This window comes from Pseudomonas sp. FEMGT703P (assembly GCF_002786345.1).
Classification (GTDB): Bacteria; Pseudomonadota; Gammaproteobacteria; order Pseudomonadales; family Pseudomonadaceae; genus Aquipseudomonas; species Aquipseudomonas peli.
The window spans coordinates 1224163-1243451 of the sequence record NZ_PGCM01000005.1 but is presented as its reverse complement, the minus strand read 5'-3'; the positions used below and the strand labels follow the sequence as shown (position 1 = coordinate 1243451).

The window sequence follows — 19289 nt, the reverse complement described above, 5'->3', positions numbered from 1 at the left end:
GTGGCGGGGCTTGGCGAGCAGCCTTACACTCTGACCACTACTGCTGCCATGGGTTCGCCATGCCGACTCAAGATGAAGATGATCGCCGCGAATACTATCGTATCGACGATACGATCGCACTGGAATTCACCCTACTCTCAGGCGCCGAAGCCCTGGCCAGTGACGAGCTTCACGACAACTCGCCATTGTTCAACCTGCTCAGCGATCTGCACCTGATGGACTTCGAGTCGCAACACCTGCTGCGGCACATCACCGAACGTGATCGCACCCTGGCCAACTACCTCAAGGTGATGAACAAGCGCATCGACTTGCTCGGTCAGGCCGTGGCGCAGAGCCTGCTGCGCGACATTGGTACGCCGCGCAGGGTCAGTCTGTCCGAGGGCGGTGTCAGCTTCAATAACCCTCAACCGGTGGCTGCCGGCGCGCACCTGGCGCTGAAAATGGTGCTGATGCCGCAAGCCTTAGGGCTGCTGTTGCGGGCCAAGGTGGTGCATTGCCAAGCATTGCCCTCACAGCAATTTGAGATCGGTGCAGAATTCGAGGCATTGACCGATGCCCAGCGCCAGCTACTTGCCCGGCATATTCTGCAGCGCCAGGCCCTGGAGCGTCGCCAGGCCCGCGAGCAACCTCTGCAACCCTGATAGCGAGCCACCATGCACCGTCTGTTTCTGCTTCTCGCCCTGCTCCTGCCTCTCGGCGCTTACGCCGATACCCTGCAAATTCCTATCGGCCAGCAAGGTGGCGGCACACTACAGCTGCCGCAGTTCGGCGAATCACAACGCGCGGTGCTCGAGCGTTTCGGCCTGGCCGATGAAGAACATCCTAGCGTTGGTAACCCACCGATCACCCGCTGGGATTACCGCGAATTCAGCGTCTACTTCGAGCACAAACACGTGATCAACAGCGTGCGTCATCATCAGCCCGGCGCAACCCTGCCCGACAAGGAGCAACAGTGACAGTCATCTATGGTCATCGCGGCGCCAAAGGCGAGGTGCCGGAAAATACCCTGGCCAGCTTCCAGCAATGCCTCAAACACGGCGTGCGCCGCTGCGAGCTGGATCTGCACCTGTCGCGCGATGGCGAGCTGATGGTGATTCACGACCCGACCCTAAAGCGCACCACCGGCCACCGCGGCAAGGTCGTTGAGCATGACGCGGCCGAGCTGGTTACTTACGACGCACGCAGAGGCGGCCCTGGCGCCGTTACGCCATGCCCGATCCCGCGACTGGAAGAGCTGTTCCAGCACTGTGATTTCGAGCACTGGCAACTGGAAGTTAAAAGCGCCTCGAAGGTTCGCTCCGCGCGTATGGTCAAGGCGATTGCCGAATTGGCCGAGCGCTATCAACTGACGGACAAAGTCACCGTCACCTCCAGCTCCCGCGAAGTGCTCGGCGCCCTGCAACGCCTGACGCCGCACCTGCAACGCGGGCTGGTCGCCGAATACGCCTGGCTCGACCCATTGAAAGTGGCCAAGCACTACGGCTGTCACCTGCTCGCGCTGAACTGGACGCTGTGCACCCCGGAACGCCTGCTCAAAGCGCAGAAAGCCGGCTTGCACGTCTCGGTGTGGACGGTCAACGAACCGGCCCTGATGCGCCGCCTGGCAGACTTCGGCGTGGACAGCATCATCACCGACTTTCCCGGCCTGGCCGTGGCGACCCTGGAATAACCTCCCGGATAGCCCAGCTACAGAAACGAAAAACCGGCCGCAAGGGCCGGTTTTTCGTTAAGCCTGATCAGAAACTTTCGCGATTAGGCCAACGCCAGTCGCTGGAGTCGCTGAACGGGTTCTCCCCGGCCGGCTCAGGCCACCGGCCGGAGCCGCTCAAAAAAGCCGGTTGAGGCCGTCGAACGCCGCCACCCGGTAGGCTTCCGCCATGGTCGGGTAGTTGAAGGTGGTGTTGACGAAATACTTGATGGTGTTGGCTTCACCCTTCTGATTCATGATCGCCTGGCCGATATGCACAATCTCCGAGGCCTGGTAGCCGAAGCAATGCACGCCTAGCACTTCCAGGGTTTCACGGTGGAACAGCAGCTTGAGCATGCCCACCGGCTCATGGGAAATCTGCGCGCGGGCCATGCCTTTGAAGAACGCCTTACCGACTTCATAAGGGATCTTTGCCTGAGTCAGCTCGCGCTCGTTCTTACCAATCGAACTGATTTCCGGAATGGTGTAGATGCCGGTTGGCACGTCATCAACGAAGCGCCAGCTGCCATTGTCGACGATGCTGCCCGCAGCCGAACGGCCCTGGTCGGCGGCCGCACTGGCCAAACTCGGCCAGCCAATCACGTCTCCCGCCGCGTAGACGTTAGACACTTGGGTACGGTAATTCTGATCAACCTCGATCTGGCCACGGCTATTGACCTTGATGCCAATATTTTCCAGACCTAGCTGATCGGTATTGCCGGTACGGCCGTTGCACCAGAGGAAGGCGTCGGCTTTGATCTTCTTACCGGACTTGAGGTGCAGGATGACTCCGTTATCCAGTCCTTCGACACTTTCGTACTCTTCGTTGTGGCGAATAAGCACATTGTTAGTACGCAAGTGGTAACTCAGCGCATCGGAGATTTCCGCATCAAGGAAACTCAGCAGTTGATCGCGGTTGTCGATCAAGTCGACCAATACGCCCAAGCCACTGAAGATCGAGGCGTACTCAGAGCCGATTACACCCGCCCCGTAAATGATGATGCGCCGCGGGGTATGACCCAGGCTGAGAATGGTGTCGCTGTCGTAGATACGCGAATGATTAAAGTCCACGTCAAGTGGGCGGTATGGACGAGAGCCGGTAGCAATGACGATCTGCTTGGCCACCAGTTTTTCCACCACGCCATTGGCGCACACCACTTCAATGGTGTGCTCATCAGCAAAGCTGCCGGTGCCGAAGAACACATCAATACGGTTACGGGCATAGTAACCAGTGCGCGAACTGACCTGTTTGGCGATGACCCGCTCGGCACTTTTCAGTACATCCGGAAAGGAGAACCAGCGCGGCTCACCGATCTGACGGAACATCGGGTTGGTGTTGAACTGCATGATCTGCCGCACCGAATGACGCAGTGCCTTGGACGGGATAGTGCCCAAGTGGGTGCAGTTACCGCCAACTTCGCGGCGGCTGTCGACCACGGCTACCTTACGCCCCGCCTTGGCTGCGTTCATTGCCGCGCCTTCACCCGCAGGGCCGGAACCCAGCACCACTACGTCGTAGTTGTAGACCGCCATGTTTACTCCTTCAGATCACACCGGAGCACTTATACCGTGCTCTCGGCAGGGCCAGCACTGCACGCGCAGCCTGACAATCAATACGTTCACTGCAGCCTAGCTTGTTCACGGGGCACAGGACGTTTAGCGTTTGGTCGCGTCGTAAGCCAGGGCTTCGGTTTTGCCTTGTGGCTCGCTGTTGATCTCTTCGCACTTCTCACGGCTGCCACCACAGATTGAGCACTCTTTCTCAATACCCAAGTTGGCAATACCGCCGCATGAGCCGGCGATGGGCTTACGCCCCATGATCACACCCACTGCCATCATGCCCACTACCAGCACCATGACCAGAAACACCACTAAAAACGTCATTGCTCGTCTCCTGCAGCGAATAGCTGCTCGAAAGCCTGAGTTGTCTGTGTGACGAAAGCGTCACCATCACGGGTCACGAAAAACGCTGCAATCCCCATGCGCTCAGCAAATGCCAGGCCACGCTCAGTGCCCATCACCATTAGCACTGTAGACAAGCCATCGGCGCGCAAGGTCGATTTGTCCGCCACGGTTACCGCTGCCAGCTTGTGGGTGATCGGCGCACCGGTCAACGGATCGAGTGTGTGCGAGTAGCGCTGCCCCTCTTCCTCGAAGTAATTGCGGTAATCACCTGAGGTAGAAATGCCGTAGCCATCCACCGCCAGCACCCGCTGTGCGACACGCTGGCCGTCCTGCGGGGCCTCCAGGCCAATGCGCCAAGGCTGACCGTCGGGCTTTTTACCCGCGGCCTTAAGCTCACCGGTTACCTCAACCATATAACTGGTCACGCCCAGTTCAGTGAAGCGCTGCACAAGCTTGTCCACCGCATAACCGGCAGCAATGCTGTTGAAGTCGACCTGTACATCAACCTCTTTGCACAGCTGCTGCCCGTCACGACGCAGATGCTGCATGCCCACCCGCGCACGCGCGGCGAGCAATTGCTCAGAGGTCGGCACCTTTTCGGCGCGCGCCTTAGGACCGAAACCCCACAGATTGAGCAACGGCTCCAGGGTCAGGTCGAGTGCACCCTGACTTTGCTCATGCAGCAGGCGTCCGGCGTCGACCAGCTCCAGCACCCCGTCCGGCATGGCCTGACAAGTACCCGCAGGGGCCTGGTTGAATTGCTCGATGGCGGAATCATCGCGATAGGTCGACATCTGCACGTCAACCTCAGCCAGGATGGCGTCGGTCTCGCGCTTGAGTGACTCAACGCTCGGCGAATCCTTGCTGCGCACGTATTTGACCGTGTAGGTGCTGCCCATGGTCGGGCCGCCAAACTCTTCTACACGCTCTGAAAACCAACAGCCCGTTAGGGCTGTCAGCAAGCTGACAGCGATAACGGGCCGCAGTAGCACATGGCTCATCATTAACCGCCGAAGTCGTCGAGCAGGATGTTCTCCTCCTCCACACCCAGATCGATCAACATCTTGATCACGGCGGCGTTCATCATGGGCGGGCCGCACATGTAGAACTCGCACTCTTCCGGAGCCGGGTGGTCCTTGAGGTAGTTCTCGTACAGCACGTTGTGGATAAAGCCCTTGAGCCCCGTCCAGTTGTCTTCCGGCAGCGGATCAGACAGCGCCAGATGCCACTTGAAGTTGGGGTTCTCGGCCTGCAGCTGATCGTATTCCTCAACGTAGAAGGCTTCACGCATGGAGCGCGCGCCGTACCAGAAGCTGATCTTGCGGGTCGATTTCAAGCGCTTGAGCTGGTCGAAGATGTGCGAACGCATCGGCGCCATACCGGCACCACCACCGATGAAGACCATCTCGGCGTCGGTGTCTTTGGCGAAGAACTCACCAAACGGACCGTACACATCAATCTTGTCGCCCGGTTTGAGGCTGAACACGTAGGAACTCATCTTGCCCGGTGGCAGATCGTCTTTACCCGGTGGCGGCGACGCAATACGGATATTGAACTTAACCAGACCCACTTCTTCCGGGTAGTTGGCCATGGAGTAGGCACGGATCACGGTCTCTTCGACCTTGGACACATACTTCCACTGGTTAAACTTGTCCCAGTCGCCGCGGTACTCTTCCTGAATGTCAAAATCCTTGTAGCGCACTTCGTGCGGCGGGCACTCCAGCTGTACATAACCACCGGCGCGGAAGTCGACGCTTTCGCCTTCCGGCAATTTCAGCGTGAGTTCCTTGATGAAGGTGGCCACGTTGGGGTTGGACTCAACGGTGCATTGCCACTTCTTCACGCCGAACACTTCTTCCGGCACTTCGATCTTCATATCCTGCTTGACCGGAGTCTGGCAGGACAGGCGCCAGCCGGCCTTGGCTTCGCGACGAGTGAAGGCAGCCTCTTCGGTTGGCAGCATTTCGCCGCCGCCATGCTCGACCACACACTTGCACTGGGCGCAGGTACCGCCGCCACCGCACGCCGAAGACAGGAAGATATTGTTGGCCGCCAGGGTCTGCAGCAACTTGCCACCCGCTGGAACCACAATGGTTTTTTCGCCGTTGATCTCGATGCTCACGTCACCGCTGGAAACCAGCTTGGCGCGGGCCGCGAGAATAACCAGCACCAGCGCCAGCACGATGCCGGTGAACATGCCGATGGCGATAAGGATCTCTAAATTGATCATCTATGCATCCCTTCCTTACAACTGCACGCCGGAGAAGGACATAAAGCCCAGAGACATCAGACCGATGGTAATAAAGGTGATACCCAGGCCCTGCAGGCCGTCTGGCACATCGCTGTATTTGAGCTTTTCGCGAATACCTGCCAGCGCAGCAATCGCCAGCGCCCACGACAGGCCTGAACCAAAGCCATACACGGTACTTTCAGCCAGGTTGTAGTCACGCTCAACCATGAACAGGGTGCCGCCCATGATGGCGCAGTTCACCGTGATCAGCGGCAGGAAAACCCCCAGGGCGTTGTAGAGGCTGGGTACATACTTATCCAGCAGCATCTCGAGGATCTGCACGATGGCCGCGATCACCCCGATATAGCTGAGCAGACCGAGGAAACTCAGGTCCACTTCCGGCAAACCAGCCCAGGCCAGCGCGCCATCTTTCAGCAGGTAGGTGTAGATCAGGTTGTTCGCTGGCACGGTGATGACCTGCACCACGATGACCGCGATGCCCAGGCCAATCGCGGTCTCGACTTTCTTCGAGATCGCGATAAAGGTGCACATGCCGAGGAAGAAGGCCAATGCCATGTTCTCAACGAACACCGCCTTGGCCAGCAAGCTGAGGTAATGCTCCATTAGTAGGCCTCCTTATTCGATACCTGAGGCGCCATTTTGAAGCTCGGCTTCTCCACTTGGTCTTTCTTCCAGGCCCGCAAGGCCCAGATGAACAGCCCAATCAGGAAGAACGCCGAAGGCGGCAGCAGCAGCAAACCGTTAGGCTGGTACCAGCCACCGTCGTTGATCACCGGAATGATCTCGTAACCCATCAGTTTTCCCGCGCCGAACAGCTCGCGAACGATGCCCAGCACGATCAGCATGGCGCTGTAGCCCAGACCGTTACCGATGCCGTCGAAGAACGACAACACCGGCGGGTTCTGCATGGCAAAGGCTTCAGCACGGCCCATCACGATGCAGTTGGTGATGATCAGGCCGACGAATACCGACAGCTGCTTGGAGAGGCTAAAGGCAAAGGCCTTGAGCACCTGATCGACCACGATCACCAGGGAAGCAATGATCACCATCTGCACGATCATGCGGATGGAGCTAGGGATCTGGCTGCGAATCATCGAGATAAACAGGTTAGAAAACCCGGTTACCAGGGTCAGAGCAATCGACATTACCAGCGCGGTTTTCAGGTTCGAGGTCACCGCCAGGGCGGAACAGATCCCCAGAATCTGCAAACCAATCGGGTTGTTGTTGAAAATCGGGTTGAGCAGAACTTCTTTAATAGTTGGCTGCGACATGATCAAGCCTCCCCTTTTTGCAGATTGGCGAGGAACTGGGCGAAGCCGTTCTCTCCCAGCCAGAAGTGCAGCAAGTTATTAACACCGTTCTGGGTCAGGGTTGCACCCGCCAGGCCATCGACCTGGTGAGTCGCCTGCGCGCTCTGCGCATCGACGTTGCCCTTGATGATCTGAATTGCCAGCTCGCCCTTGTCATCAAACAAGGTCTTGCCCAGCCACAGACTTTTCCACTTCGGGTTATCCACTTCGCCGCCCAGACCCGGAGTCTCGGCATGCTGGTAGAAGCCGAAACCAGCAACGGTATTGAGGTCACCCTGGAGCGCCATAAAGCCGTGCAGGGTCGACCACAGGCCATAGCCACGCACAGGCAGAATCACGGTTTCCAGCTTGCCATCCTGCTCCACCAGGTAAACCGTGGTGAAACGCTCACGGCGTTTGATCGAAGCGATATCGTCCGAGCCAGATAGCGCGGCTGACAGCTTAGGATCCTTGGACGCTTTCAGAGGGTCGAACGTGGCCGGGTTCTGCGCATCGCTGAAAGTACCGGTGTCGAGGTCGACAATGCGCGCACTGATGCGCTCAGCAAACAAGGCTTTGACCTGCGCACTGCTCATGCTGGCATCGCCCAGCCCAGCAATCGCCAGAATGCTGCGCTGCTTGTCCAGCTGACGGTTTTCCACTTGAGTCGGTTTCAGCGCAATAGCGGCACCGGCAACAAACACCGAACACACCAGGCAGACCAACAGGGCCACCACCAACGTGCGGACGGTGGATTCTTTTTGACTAGACATTGCGTGCCAGCCTCCGCTTGATATTGGCTTGAACGACAAAGTGGTCGATCAGCGGTGCAAACAGGTTGGCGAACAGGATCGCCAGCATCATGCCTTCCGGGAAGGCTGGGTTGACCACACGGATCATCACCACCATCACCCCAATCAGGGCACCGAAGATCCACTTACCGGTATTGGTCATGGAAGCCGACACCGGGTCGGTGGCCATAAAGAACATACCGAAAGCAAAACCACCGACTACCAAGTGCCAGTACCACGGCATGGCAAACATCGGGTTGGTGTTCGAACCGAGCACATTGAGCAGCAAGCTAAAGCCGATCATGCCCAGCATTACGCCGGTCACAATGCGCCAGGAGGCAATCTTGGTAATCAGCAGAATGCCGCCACCAATCAGAATCGCCAGGGTGCTGGTCTCACCCATGGAACCGTGAATGGTGCCTAAGAACGCATCCATCCAGGAGATGCCGTTGCTCACCACATTCTCGATGCCGCCAGCAGCCGCAAGGCTCAGCGAGGTTGCGCCAGCGAAACCATCAACCGCGGTCCAGACTGCATCACCGGACATCTGTGCCGGATAGGCGAAGAACAGGAAGGCACGGCCAGTCAGCGCCGGGTTCAGGAAGTTCTTGCCGGTACCGCCAAACACTTCCTTGCCGATCACCACACCGAAGCTGATACCCAGCGCGACCTGCCACAGCGGAATGCTCGGCGGCAGAGTCAGGGCGAACAGCACGGAGGTGACGAAGAAACCTTCGTTGACTTCATGTTTGCGGATCGACGCGAATAGCACTTCCCAGAAGCCGCCGACGATAAACGCCGTGGCATACACAGGCAGGAAATACGCTGCGCCCTGGATAAAGTTATCCCACAGGCTGTTGGGATCAAACCCAGCCAGTGAACCGATCAGTGCAAAGCGCCAGCCTTCCTGGGCAGCCAGCAGTTCAGGGCTGTTGGCGAAAATCAGGTTGGCTTGATAGCCGGTGTTCCACATCCCGAAAAACATCATCGGGAAGGTACACAACCACACAGTGATCATCATGCGTTTGAGGTCAATGCCATCACGCACGTGGGCAGTAGTTTTGGTCACGCTACCGGGGCGATAAAAGAACGTGTCAATGGCCTCGTACAGCGCATAAAAGCTCTCGTACTTGCCACCTTTTTCGAAGTTGTGCTCGATTTTATCGAGGAATGCACGGATACCCATGACTTAACCCTCCTTTTCAATACGGGCGAGGTTATCGCGCAGGATCGGGCCGTACTCGTACTTGCCGGCACACACGTAGGTGCATAGCGCCAAGTCTTCTTCGTCGAGTTCCAAGCAACCCAGTTTCTGGGCCATCTCGGTGTCACCGACAATCAGGTAGCGCAGCAATTGAGTTGGCAGGATATCCAGCGGCATTACGGCTTCGTAATTGCCCACCGGCACCATGGCGCGTGGGCTGCCATTGGTGGTGGTGGAGAACGCGAACTTCTTCGCAGCACTCAGTTTGGAGACAAAGATGTTCAACACCGAATGCTTGTTCACCCCGGCACGCAGGTAATGCATCAGCTCACGCTCATGCCCCTCGGCCAGACAGGACACTTGCAGGTGATAACGACCAAGGAAGGCAAAAGCCCCCTGCGCAGTACGGCCACCCAGCACCGAACCGGAAATAACCCGGTTGAACCCAGGTTGCAGCTGACCGGCAGTCAGTTCGCTGAGGCTCGCGCCCAGACGGGTACGCAGCAAGCGTGGCTGCTCGACCACGGGACCGGCCAGCGCAACAACGCGCTCGGTCCACAGCTGTCCTGTGGTGAACAGTTTGCCAATGGCAATCACGTCCTGGTAATTGATCGACCAGACACTCTTGGTGGCGTTGACCGGATCGAGGAAGTGAATGTGCGTACCCGGCAAGCCTGCAGGGTGTGGGCCGGCAAAGGCTTCAGTGTGCACATTGCCCAACTGCTCGCCAGGCAGGCTCGCACCCTCGGCCTTGCACAGAAACACCTTGGCCAGGTTACTCAGCACCTGCAAACCATGGGTAAAGTCAGCGGCGTACTCGGCAATCACTACAGCCGGGTCAGCGGCCAGCGGATGAGTATCAATGGCCGTGACGAAAATCGAACTGGGTTTCGCATCAGCAGCCGGAACCTTGCTGAAGGGACGCGCACGCAGCGCAGTCCATAAACCCGACTGCAGCAGTACTTCGCGCACTTTGGCATCGCCAACAGTCGCCAGCTGATCCACCGCTACCTGATCAAAGGTGATGTGCTCATCGCCCTCGACATCAATCACCACGGACTGCAGCACCCGCTTCTCACCGCGATGAATGGCGCTGATCACGCCTGCAGCTGGAGCGGTGTATTGCACGCCTGGTGATTTCTTGTCCGAGAACAGCACCTGGCCAAGCTTGACCCGGTCACCGACCTGAACCTCCATCGAAGGCTTCATACCGTGATAATCGAAGCCTATGACGGCGACGCTGCGCACCGGCCTTGCAGCCTCAATACGCTGCGCCGGCACGCCTGTTATGGGCAAATCGAGCCCATGTTTAATTTTGATCATAGGTTTGCCTAACCACTGATTTATAAGCTTTTTTAGAATACGGACGACATCAGCGCAAAAATGCTGCGCAACACCAAAAACAGGTTGGTGCTGGACTGGATGTCGGTCGCGAGGAAAAATCTGCCCGATTATAGAGCGCACTTTCGGCGACTGGCCACCCAAGCGCTTGCTTTTACTCGGTATAACGTAACAGAAGGCAACAGATGGCGGCTTGACTGCGGCGGTCAGGCGCGCGACATAAGACCAATGGACTAACTGGAGTCACACCATGCGCCCGCTACTGCTATTCACTGCACTACTGCTGCTCAGCGGCGATTTATTCGCCAACAACCGCGAACGCCTACAAGAGGCCAACTTCGCCACCACTCACGAACTCGCGCAAAACAATCTGGAACGCAAGAACCAAAGTGTACTGACCTACCTCTGGGCGGATGTCTACGCTGCGGCCTTCTATGCCCCGACCAAAGCCAGCGCCCGCCAGGCGGTCAGCACACCGCTCACGCAACGCCTTGAGCTCTATTACTTCCGCAACATCGACAGCCAAGACGTCATCAAAGCGGCGTGGGTCACCCTTGAGCGCCAACATGACGCCGCCACCTTGCAACGCCTGCGCCCCGAACTGGATGCCCTGCACGCTACATTCAAGGATATTCAGCCCGGCGATCGCTACGCGCTGAACTTCGCTGCCGGCAGCGGCCTCACCCTTGAAATTAACGGCAACGTCGCTTACAGCAGCCCAAACCCGACCCTGGCAAGAGCCTACCTGGGCATATGGCTCTCGCCCGACGGCCTGTCGGATGAGTTGCGCACCAGCCTGCTGGCTGATTAAAGCGCCACACGCGCGTAATAAAAAACGGGAGCCGAAGCTCCCGTTTTTTATTCACCCTGCGCTTAGCGCGGGAAGGCTGGCGGGTTAACCCCAGCCATGTCTTCCATCACGCGAACCACCTGGCAGCTGTAACCGAACTCGTTGTCGTACCACACGTACAGCACAACGCGGTTGTCATTGCAGATGGTGGCTTCGGCATCGACTACACCAGCGTGGCGCGAGCCAACGAAATCAGTGGAGACCACTTCCTGCGACTGGACGAAGTCGATCTGCTTTTGCAGGTCGGAATGCATGGCCATCTGGCGCAGGTACTCGTTGACTTCTTCGCGGGTGGTGGCCTTCTCAAGATTGAGATTGAGAATGGCCATCGACACGTTCGGCGTCGGAACGCGAATGGCGTTGCCGGTCAGCTTGCCTTTCAGCACGGGCAGTGCCTTGGCTGCAGCAGTGGCGGCACCGGTTTCGGTGATCACCATGTTCAGCGGCGCACTGCGACCACGGCGATCGCCCTTGTGGAAGTTATCGATCAGGTTCTGGTCGTTGGTGTACGAGTGAACGGTTTCGACGTGACCATTAACGATGCCGTACTGGTCATTGATCGCTTTGAGCACCGGCACGATAGCGTTGGTGGTGCAGGAAGCGGCCGAGATGATCTTATCTTCTGGGGTGATTTCACCGTGGTTGATGCCGTGCACGATGTTCTTCAGCGCGCCCTTGCCAGGCGCGGTGAGCACTACGCGATCGACACCCGGGCAGGCCAGGTGCTGACCCAGGCCATCAGCGTCACGCCATACACCGGTGTTGTCCACCAGTAGCGCGTTCTTGATGCCGTATTGGGTGTAATCCACCTCGGCTGGCGATTTGGCGTAGATCACCTGAATCAGGTTGCCGTTGGCCGTGAGGGTGTTGTTCTCTTCGTCGATGGTGATGGTGCCATCGAACTTGCCGTGTACCGAGTCGCGGCGCAGCAGACTGGCGCGCTTGACCAGGTCATTGGTCGCGCCTTTACGCACAACAATGGCGCGCAGACGCAGGCCGTCGCCGCCACCGGTTTTCTCGATCAGGATGCGCGCCAGCAGACGGCCGATACGACCGAAGCCATACAGCACCACGTCAGTGCCTTCACGGGCTTCGCTGTTCTGCTTGCTGGCTACTTCCACCAGTTCATCTTTGGCGAACTGCTCGATGCTACGGCCTTGGCCTTCAACCTTGAACTTGCTGACCATCTTGCCCAGGTCAACAGAGGCAGCACCCAGCTTGAGCTCGCTCATGGCCTTGAGCACCTGGAAGGTGTCGTGCACCGACAGCTCGCTGTCACCGGTCAGGCGGTGACGGGCGAAGCGATGGGCCTTGAGAATGTCGATCACCGAACGGTTGATCAGACCACGGCCGTAGATCGAGGTGACCACGTTGTTGTTACGGTAGAGTTGGCCAATCATCGGAATCATCGCTTCCGCAAGGGCTTCTCGATCGATCCACTCACCGAGACACTGGTCGGGCTTCTGAGTCACGGGCAGTACCTTCCACATGTAGGGGCTGAAAAAAGGGGCTACATTATGACGGCGCACGCGTGCTTGAGCAATGCACGGCTGTCGTAACTGACACCACACATAAACGCCCGCTACAATCGGCGACCTTGTGTCCTGACCGTGAGCCGCCCGTGCCTGTACTGCGTCTACCGTCCCTGCCGGCCACTGCCGGCAAACAACACTGGGGCAACCTGCCCGGTGCCGCGCTGAGCCTGGCAATTGCCGAAGCCGCCAGCAATGCCAAACGCTTCACCCTGCTGCTGACTGCCGACAGCCAGAGTGCCGAGCGCCTGCAAGAGGAGCTGAGTTTTTTCGCTCCGGATTTGCCAGTGCTGCATTTTCCCGATTGGGAAACCCTGCCCTACGACCTATTCTCACCGCACCAGGACATCATTTCCCAGCGGATTGCAGCGCTCTATCGCCTGCCGGAGCTCAAGCACGGCGTATTGGTAGTGCCGATCACCACCGCCCTACACCGCCTAGCGCCGAAACGCTTTCTGCTTGGCAGCAGCCTGGTCATGCAAGTCGGCCAGCAGCTCGACGTCAACCAGATGCGTGGCAACCTCGAAGCCGCCGGCTACCGCTGCGTTGACACGGTTTATGAACACGGCGAGTTTGCTGTGCGCGGCGCACTGATTGACCTGTTCCCAATGGGCAGCAGCCAGCCGTACCGCATCGACCTTTTCGATGATGAAATTGAAACCTTGCGCACCTTCGACCCGGAAACCCAGCGTTCGATCGACAAGGTTGAATCGATCAAGCTGCTGCCTGCTCGCGAGTTTCCGCTGGAAAAGAAAGCCGTCACCGATTTCCGCGGGCGTTTTCGCGAGCGCTTCGATGTAGATTTCCGCCGCTGCCCCATCTACCAAGACCTCAGCACAGGCATCACACCGGCCGGTATCGAGTACTACCTGCCGCTGTTCTTTGAAGAGACCGCCACCCTTTTCGACTACCTGCCAGCCGACACCCAGGTGTTTTCCCTGCCCGGCATCGAAAAAGCCGCTGAACAGTTTTGGGTGGATGCACGCAGCCGCTACGAGGATCGTCGCGTCGATCCGGAACGCCCACTGCTGCCGCCGGCGGATATCTTCCTACCGGTGGAAGACTGCTTCGCCCGCCTGAAAAACTGGCCGCGCGTGGTGGTCAGCCAGGACGACATCGAAGAAGGCGTCGGCCGCACCCGTTTCGACGCCAACCCACTTCCCGACCTGGCAATCCAGGCCAAGGCCGGTGAGCCGCTGGCAGCATTGCGGCGCTTTATCGAGGAATACCCCGGCCGCGTGCTGTTCTGTGCCGAGTCTGCCGGACGACGCGAAGTACTGCTGGAACTCCTTGCACGCCTCAAGCTCAAGCCAAACGAATTCGAGAGCTGGCCGGCATTCACGGCCAGTAAGCAGCGCCTGGGTATCTGCATCGCACCGCTGGATGACGGTCTGCTGCTTGAGAACCTCGCCATGGTAGCCGAAAGCCCTCTGTTCGGTCAGCGTGTGATGCAACGCCGGCGCCGCGAAAAATCGCGTGATGGCGGCGACAACGTCATTAAAAACCTCACAGAACTTCGCGAAGGCGCACCGGTGGTGCACATCGACCATGGCGTCGGCCGTTACCTGGGCCTGGTGACCATGGAATTCGACGGCCAGGCCGCCGAATTCCTCGCCCTGATGTACGCCGAGGAAGCCAAACTCTACGTCCCGGTCGCCAGCCTGCACCTGATTGCCCGCTACACCGGCAGCGATGATGCCCTTGCCCCACTGCACCGCCTCGGCTCGGAAACCTGGCAGAAAGCCAAACGCAAGGCCGCCGAACAGGTGCGCGATGTCGCCGCTGAACTGCTCGACATCTATGCCCGACGCGCCGCCCGCGAAGGCTATGCCTTTGCCGACCCGAAGGCCGATTACGCCACCTTCAGCGCCGGCTTTCCCTTCGAGGAAACACCTGACCAGCAAGCCGCCATTGAAGCCGTCTATAGCGACATGCTCACTGCGAAACCGATGGACCGCCTGGTGTGCGGCGATGTCGGCTTCGGTAAGACTGAAGTGGCCATGCGCGCCGCGTTCATTGCCGTACATGGTGGCAAACAGGTAGCCGTGCTGGTTCCCACCACCCTGCTCGCCCAGCAGCATTACAACAGCTTCCGCGACCGCTTCGCCGATTGGCCGGTCAAAGTCGAGGTGATGAGCCGCTTCAAGAGCGCCAAAGATGTCAGTGACGCGATGCAGCAACTGGCAGAAGGCAAAGTGGATATCGTCATCGGCACGCACAAGCTGCTGCAGGACGACGTCAAGTTCAGCAACCTGGGGCTGGTGATCATCGACGAAGAGCACCGCTTCGGTGTCCGCCAAAAAGAACAACTGAAAACCCTGCGCAGCGAGGTGGATATCCTCACCCTCACTGCCACGCCCATTCCACGGACGCTGAACATGGCCGTGGCGGGCATGCGTGACCTGTCGATCATCGCCACGCCGCCGGCACGGCGCCTGTCGGTTCGCACCTTCGTCATGGAGCAGAACAATCCGACGATTAAAGAAGCCCTGCTGCGCGAACTGCTGCGTGGCGGCCAGGTGTACTACCTGCACAACGATGTGAAAACCATCGAGAAGTGCGCCGCCGACCTGGCTGAACTGGTGCCCGAAGCGCGTATCGGCATCGGCCACGGGCAGATGCGCGAGCGCGAGCTGGAACAGGTGATGGGCGACTTCTACCACAAGCGCTTCAACGTGCTGATCGCCTCGACCATCATCGAAACCGGGATCGACGTGCCGAGCGCCAACACCATCATCATTGAGCGCGCTGACAAGTTCGGCCTGGCCCAGCTGCACCAGTTGCGCGGTCGTGTTGGCCGCAGCCACCACCAGGCCTATGCCTACCTGCTAACCCCACCGCGCAAACAGATGACCGACGACGCGCAGAAGCGTCTGGAGGCCATCAGTAACGCCCAAGACCTTGGCGCCGGCTTCGTCCTGGCCACCCATGATTTGGAAATTCGTGGCGCCGGTGAGTTGCTCGGTGATGGCCAGAGCGGTCAGATCCAAGCGGTCGGTTTCACCCTGTATATGGAAATGCTCGAACGCGCAGTGAAGTCCATCCGCAAAGGTGAGCAACCCAACCTCGACCAACCGCTTGGCGGCGGCCCTGAGATCAACCTGCGCGTGCCGGCATTAATCCCCGACGACTACCTGCCTGACGTCCACGCACGACTGATCATGTACAAACGCATTGCCAACGCCGCTGACGAGGATGGCCTGAAAGAGCTGCAGGTGGAGATGATCGACCGCTTTGGCCTGCTGCCGGAGCCGACCAAGAACTTGGTACGGATCACCCTGCTGAAATTACAGGCAGAAAAGCTTGGCATCAAAAAAGTCGACGCGGGCCCGCAAGGTGGCCGCATCGAATTCACTGCCGACACCTGCGTCGACCCGCTGACGCTGATCAAGCTGATTCAAGGTGCACCGAACCGCTACAAGTTCGAAGGTGCGACGCTGTTTAAATTCCAGGTGCCGATGGAGCGCCCGGAAGAACGATTCAACACACTCGAAGCGCTGTTCGAGCGCCTGACTCCCTCTACATAAAGGATTACCCCATGCGCGCACTCCGCAACCTGGCCCTGCTGCCGCTCATTCTACTGAGCCTGCTCAATAGCACTGCCGCCCTGGCTGAAAGCCTCTACCAGGTTGAAGTCATCGTATTCCGCCAGGCCGCCACGCCGATTTCCGCCGGCCAATTGCCACCCGATAACTGGGCACAGAATGCGCTGCCAGTAGACGGTAGCAACAGTCGCACACCCGCATTAAATGCCGAAGCCGGCAAACTCAACCCGTCGAACGGCTATGAGGTTCTGCTGCACAAAGCTTGGGCCCAAAGCCTGGGTGAATCGTTCAGCCGCGCCGCTATCAGCGCCGGCGACGAACAGTTCGGTCACTTCCCGATCGAAGGCACCATCGGCCTCAAAGGTGGCCGCGTGATCGAACTAGAGAGCGACATCTGGGTTAATCAGATCGACACCAGTGGCACCATCGCGGACAGCGAACGCATCAAACAAAGCAGTCGCCTGACCAGCGGCGAATTAACCTTTGTGGATAATGGCAGCCTGGGCATGCTGATTCGCGTCAACCCGCTCTGAACAGTCAGGTACAAAAAAGGGCCGCATTATGCGGCCCTTTTTTGTGAATGCAGGGTGACCAGCTAACTGGTCAGCACACGTGCTAGCACGGCCTTGACCGTCCCCATCCCCTCTTCCAGGGCGCGCTCGATTTCCGCCATGGTGATCAGCGCACGGGACTTGCCAGCGGCAGGGTTTACCACCAGCGCCAGGCAGGCGTAGGGCAAAGCCAGCTCACGGGCCAGTACCGCTTCCGGCATTCCCGTCATGCCGACAATGTCGCAACCATCGCGCTCCATTCGTGCGATTTCCGCAGCGGTTTCCAGGCGCGGACCCTGGGTGCAGCCGTACAGCCCATGATTGCTGAACGCACAGTGTTCGGCAGTCAGTGCATTGGCCAGCTTGGTGCGCAGCCCAGCGTCATAGGGATGGCTGAAATCCACATGGGTGACATGTTCCAGCTCACCCTCAAAATAGGTGTGCTCACGCCCGTAGGTGTAATCGATGATCTGGTGCGGCAGGCAGAAGTGCCCGGTGCCCATGGCCGAGTGAATACCGCCCACCGCGTTCACCGCGATGATGGCCTTGGCCCCTGCCTCACGCAGCGCCCAGAGGTTGGCGCGGTAGTTAACCTGATGCGGCGGGATGCGGTGCGGATGCCCGTGACGTGCGAGGAACAACACCTCGCGGCCGGCATAGTCGCCCTTGAGCACCGCCGCAGAGGGCGCGCCATAGGGCGTATCGATATGCAGCGCAGCCTTGATGGTCAGCCCGTCCAGCTTGGTCAGACCGGTACCCCCGATAATCGCGTAAACCGTCATCCCTAACTCCTCAGTCGATTAATTGCGCATCACGAAGGCTGCCCAGCGCAGCCAACCAACGCGGGCTCTGCCGGTACTCAACCCCAGGAAAGGCTTGCCGGCGCATGCGCGCCAAGCCTTGCGGTGGTTCCACCTTGAGACGCTGTAGAGCACTCAAGGCCAGCTCTGCCGCTGCCCGGTCGTTACATACCAGGCCCATGTCACAACCAGCAGTCAGCGCCGCCTCAATACGGCAAGCCGCATCACCCACCACATGGGCACCGGCCATCGACAGGTCGTCGCTGAAAATCACCCCATCAAAGGCCAGCTCACCACGCAAAATATCTTGCAGCCAGCGCCGGGAGAAACCGGCAGGCTGGCTGTCCACTTGAGGGTAGATCACGTGGGCGGGCATCACTGCAGCCAACTTCTGACTCAACTGGGCAAAAGGCTGTAAATCGACTGCACGAATCTGCTCTAAGCTGCGCTCATCCACAGGGATGGCCACATGGGAATCTGCCTCAGCCCAGCCGTGCCCGGGGAAATGCTTGCCGGTGGCGGCCATACCCGCGGCGTTCATCCCGCGAATAAAAGCGCCGGCCAGCAAGGTCGCGCGCTGCGCATCGCCCTCAAAGGAACGGCTACCGACCACCGCACTGCGCTGATGATCGAGATCCAGCACCGGGGCAAAGCTCAGGTCCAAACCAGCGGCCAGCACTTCGGTCGCCATAACCCAACCGCATTGCTCAGCCAAGTGCTCGGCATTGGGGTTATCAGCCAGCGCACGCATCGCCGGTAAGCGCACAAAACCCTGACGCAGTCGCTGCACACGACCACCTTCCTGATCAACCGCCAGCAACAGGTCCGGACGAACCGCGCGAATAGCTGCCGACAACTCGCGCACCTGACGCGGGTCTTCAATATTGCGGGCAAACAGAATCAATCCCGCCACCTGCGGCTGACGCAGGATCTGGCGATCTTCCGCGGTCAGCCAGGTGCCGGCGATATCCAGCATCAATGAACCTTGCATGGGTGAACTCACAACTCTTCCTTAAATAAGAGGCGCCGCTGCCCACTCGGGGCAGGCGGCCTCGTCAATCTGTACCGCACATTGAACAGGGACACGCGCAAAGAGTTCCAGCAGATCGCTGTTGCGCAGGCGCACACAGCCATGCGACAGCGCAACGCCCATAGGCTCGCTGTCCGGCGTACCGTGTATGTAGATATAGCGGCGAAAGGTATCGACAGCGCCCAGACGATTGCGTCCAAGCTCACAGCCGCTCAGCCAGAGAATGCGTGTGAGAATCCAGTCGCGACCAGGAAATTGCGCATGCAACTCCGGCGACCAAACCTCACCGGTCCAACGCCGCCCGCGCAATACAGCTGCTACTGGTAAACCCTCACCAATCTTCGCCCTGACCGTGTGCAAACCACGCGGCGTACAGCCAGACCCGTTACGTTCGCCAGCGCCATTCAGCGCAGTGGATACCCTCAAACGCAGCTGCAGCTGCCCGTTGGCAAAGCCATACAGGCACTGATCAGCGAGGGAGATATGTAGAAAATCGAGGTTCGCCATGGGCGG

19 protein-coding genes are annotated in these 19289 nt (G+C 58.9%); 6 read left to right on the top strand and 13 right to left on the bottom strand.

Going from position 1 to position 19289, the window contains the following annotated elements:
- Window positions 1-59: 59 nt before the first annotated feature.
- The 3 genes from CUR33_RS09600 to CUR33_RS09590 are packed head-to-tail and all read left to right on the top strand — an operon-like array spanning window position 60 to window position 1669.
- Window positions 60-641, top strand: a complete 582-nt coding sequence (locus CUR33_RS09600; protein WP_167141186.1) for a PilZ domain-containing protein — start codon at window positions 60-62, stop codon at window positions 639-641.
- A gap of 12 nt (window positions 642-653) precedes the next feature.
- Window positions 654-956 (top strand): phosphodiesterase, encoded by a 303-nt coding sequence (locus tag CUR33_RS09595; RefSeq protein ID WP_289239434.1) that lies wholly within the window; start codon window positions 654-656, stop codon window positions 954-956.
- Window positions 953-1669 carry a glycerophosphodiester phosphodiesterase gene (locus CUR33_RS09590; protein WP_090248028.1) on the top strand — a complete coding sequence of 239 codons (717 nt, stop codon included), beginning with the start codon at window positions 953-955 and terminating at the stop codon, window positions 1667-1669. Before CUR33_RS09595 ends, CUR33_RS09590 begins: the two co-directional genes overlap by 4 nt.
- Window positions 1670-1825: 156 nt before the next feature.
- On the opposite strand, the gene sthA is transcribed toward CUR33_RS09590, so the two are convergent.
- The 9 genes from sthA to CUR33_RS09545 form a co-directional block, all read right to left on the bottom strand.
- A complete protein-coding gene (gene sthA / locus CUR33_RS09585) occupies window positions 1826-3220 on the bottom strand; it encodes a Si-specific NAD(P)(+) transhydrogenase (RefSeq protein WP_090248029.1) in 1395 nt (464 codons plus the stop codon).
- A 123-nt stretch (window positions 3221-3343) separates the two neighbouring features.
- Window positions 3344-3571, bottom strand: coding sequence for a (Na+)-NQR maturation NqrM (gene nqrM / locus CUR33_RS09580; protein ID WP_160084923.1), 228 nt, complete (start codon window positions 3569-3571; stop codon window positions 3344-3346).
- Window positions 3568-4491 carry an FAD:protein FMN transferase gene (locus CUR33_RS09575; RefSeq protein ID WP_289239433.1) on the bottom strand — a complete coding sequence of 308 codons (924 nt, stop codon included), beginning with the start codon at window positions 4489-4491 and terminating at the stop codon, window positions 3568-3570. The genes nqrM and CUR33_RS09575 overlap by 4 nt, the downstream gene beginning before the upstream one ends.
- 104 nt (window positions 4492-4595) lie before the next feature.
- Window positions 4596-5822 (bottom strand): NADH:ubiquinone reductase (Na(+)-transporting) subunit F, encoded by a 1227-nt coding sequence (nqrF, locus tag CUR33_RS09570; RefSeq protein ID WP_289239432.1) that lies wholly within the window; start codon window positions 5820-5822, stop codon window positions 4596-4598.
- 15 nt (window positions 5823-5837) lie between these two features.
- Window positions 5838-6446, bottom strand: a complete 609-nt coding sequence (gene nqrE, locus CUR33_RS09565; protein WP_090248035.1) for an NADH:ubiquinone reductase (Na(+)-transporting) subunit E — start codon at window positions 6444-6446, stop codon at window positions 5838-5840.
- Window positions 6446-7120 (bottom strand): NADH:ubiquinone reductase (Na(+)-transporting) subunit D, encoded by a 675-nt coding sequence (locus tag CUR33_RS09560; protein WP_177479990.1) that lies wholly within the window; start codon window positions 7118-7120, stop codon window positions 6446-6448. The genes nqrE and CUR33_RS09560 overlap by 1 nt, the downstream gene beginning before the upstream one ends.
- Window positions 7117-7905, bottom strand: a complete 789-nt coding sequence (locus CUR33_RS09555; RefSeq protein WP_289239431.1) for a Na(+)-translocating NADH-quinone reductase subunit C — start codon at window positions 7903-7905, stop codon at window positions 7117-7119. Before CUR33_RS09555 ends, CUR33_RS09560 begins: the two co-directional genes overlap by 4 nt.
- Window positions 7898-9109 carry an NADH:ubiquinone reductase (Na(+)-transporting) subunit B gene (locus CUR33_RS09550; protein WP_090248040.1) on the bottom strand — a complete coding sequence of 404 codons (1212 nt, stop codon included), beginning with the start codon at window positions 9107-9109 and terminating at the stop codon, window positions 7898-7900. Before CUR33_RS09550 ends, CUR33_RS09555 begins: the two co-directional genes overlap by 8 nt.
- 3 nt (window positions 9110-9112) lie before the next feature.
- Window positions 9113-10450, bottom strand: coding sequence for a Na(+)-translocating NADH-quinone reductase subunit A (locus tag CUR33_RS09545; RefSeq protein WP_160084928.1), 1338 nt, complete (start codon window positions 10448-10450; stop codon window positions 9113-9115).
- 268 nt (window positions 10451-10718) lie between these two features.
- Here CUR33_RS09545 and CUR33_RS09540 point away from each other — a divergent pair, with 268 nt between their 5' ends.
- Complete coding sequence (locus CUR33_RS09540) at window positions 10719-11279, top strand: chalcone isomerase family protein (RefSeq protein WP_289239430.1); 561 nt, start codon at window positions 10719-10721, stop codon at window positions 11277-11279.
- 62 nt (window positions 11280-11341) lie between these two features.
- On the opposite strand, the gene CUR33_RS09535 is transcribed toward CUR33_RS09540, so the two are convergent.
- The gene (locus tag CUR33_RS09535) at window positions 11342-12808 is read right to left on the bottom strand and encodes a glyceraldehyde-3-phosphate dehydrogenase (RefSeq protein ID WP_289239429.1); all 1467 of its coding nucleotides are present in this window, start codon (window positions 12806-12808) and stop codon (window positions 11342-11344) included.
- 131 nt (window positions 12809-12939) lie between these two features.
- On the opposite strand from CUR33_RS09535, the gene mfd reads away from it, so the two are divergent.
- Together mfd and CUR33_RS09525 are read left to right on the top strand one after the other, a co-directional pair.
- Window positions 12940-16377 carry a transcription-repair coupling factor gene (gene mfd, locus CUR33_RS09530; RefSeq protein WP_289239428.1) on the top strand — a complete coding sequence of 1146 codons (3438 nt, stop codon included), beginning with the start codon at window positions 12940-12942 and terminating at the stop codon, window positions 16375-16377.
- A gap of 11 nt (window positions 16378-16388) precedes the next feature.
- On the top strand, window positions 16389-16928 hold the full coding sequence (locus CUR33_RS09525; RefSeq protein ID WP_289239427.1) for a CsiV family protein: 540 nt from the start codon (window positions 16389-16391) through the stop codon (window positions 16926-16928).
- A gap of 62 nt (window positions 16929-16990) precedes the next feature.
- Here the strand turns inward: CUR33_RS09525 and CUR33_RS09520 are convergent, their stop codons facing one another.
- From CUR33_RS09520 to CUR33_RS09510, 3 genes are read right to left on the bottom strand one after another with little or no spacing between them, the layout of a single operon-like run.
- Window positions 16991-17728, bottom strand: a complete 738-nt coding sequence (locus CUR33_RS09520; protein ID WP_160084933.1) for an S-methyl-5'-thioinosine phosphorylase — start codon at window positions 17726-17728, stop codon at window positions 16991-16993.
- Between the two features lie 10 nt (window positions 17729-17738).
- Window positions 17739-18737, bottom strand: a complete 999-nt coding sequence (gene nagZ, locus CUR33_RS09515) for a beta-N-acetylhexosaminidase (protein ID WP_289239426.1) — start codon at window positions 18735-18737, stop codon at window positions 17739-17741.
- 21 nt (window positions 18738-18758) lie between these two features.
- Window positions 18759-19283 (bottom strand): L,D-transpeptidase, encoded by a 525-nt coding sequence (locus tag CUR33_RS09510; RefSeq protein WP_289239425.1) that lies wholly within the window; start codon window positions 19281-19283, stop codon window positions 18759-18761.
- Window positions 19284-19289: the final 6 nt, after the last annotated feature.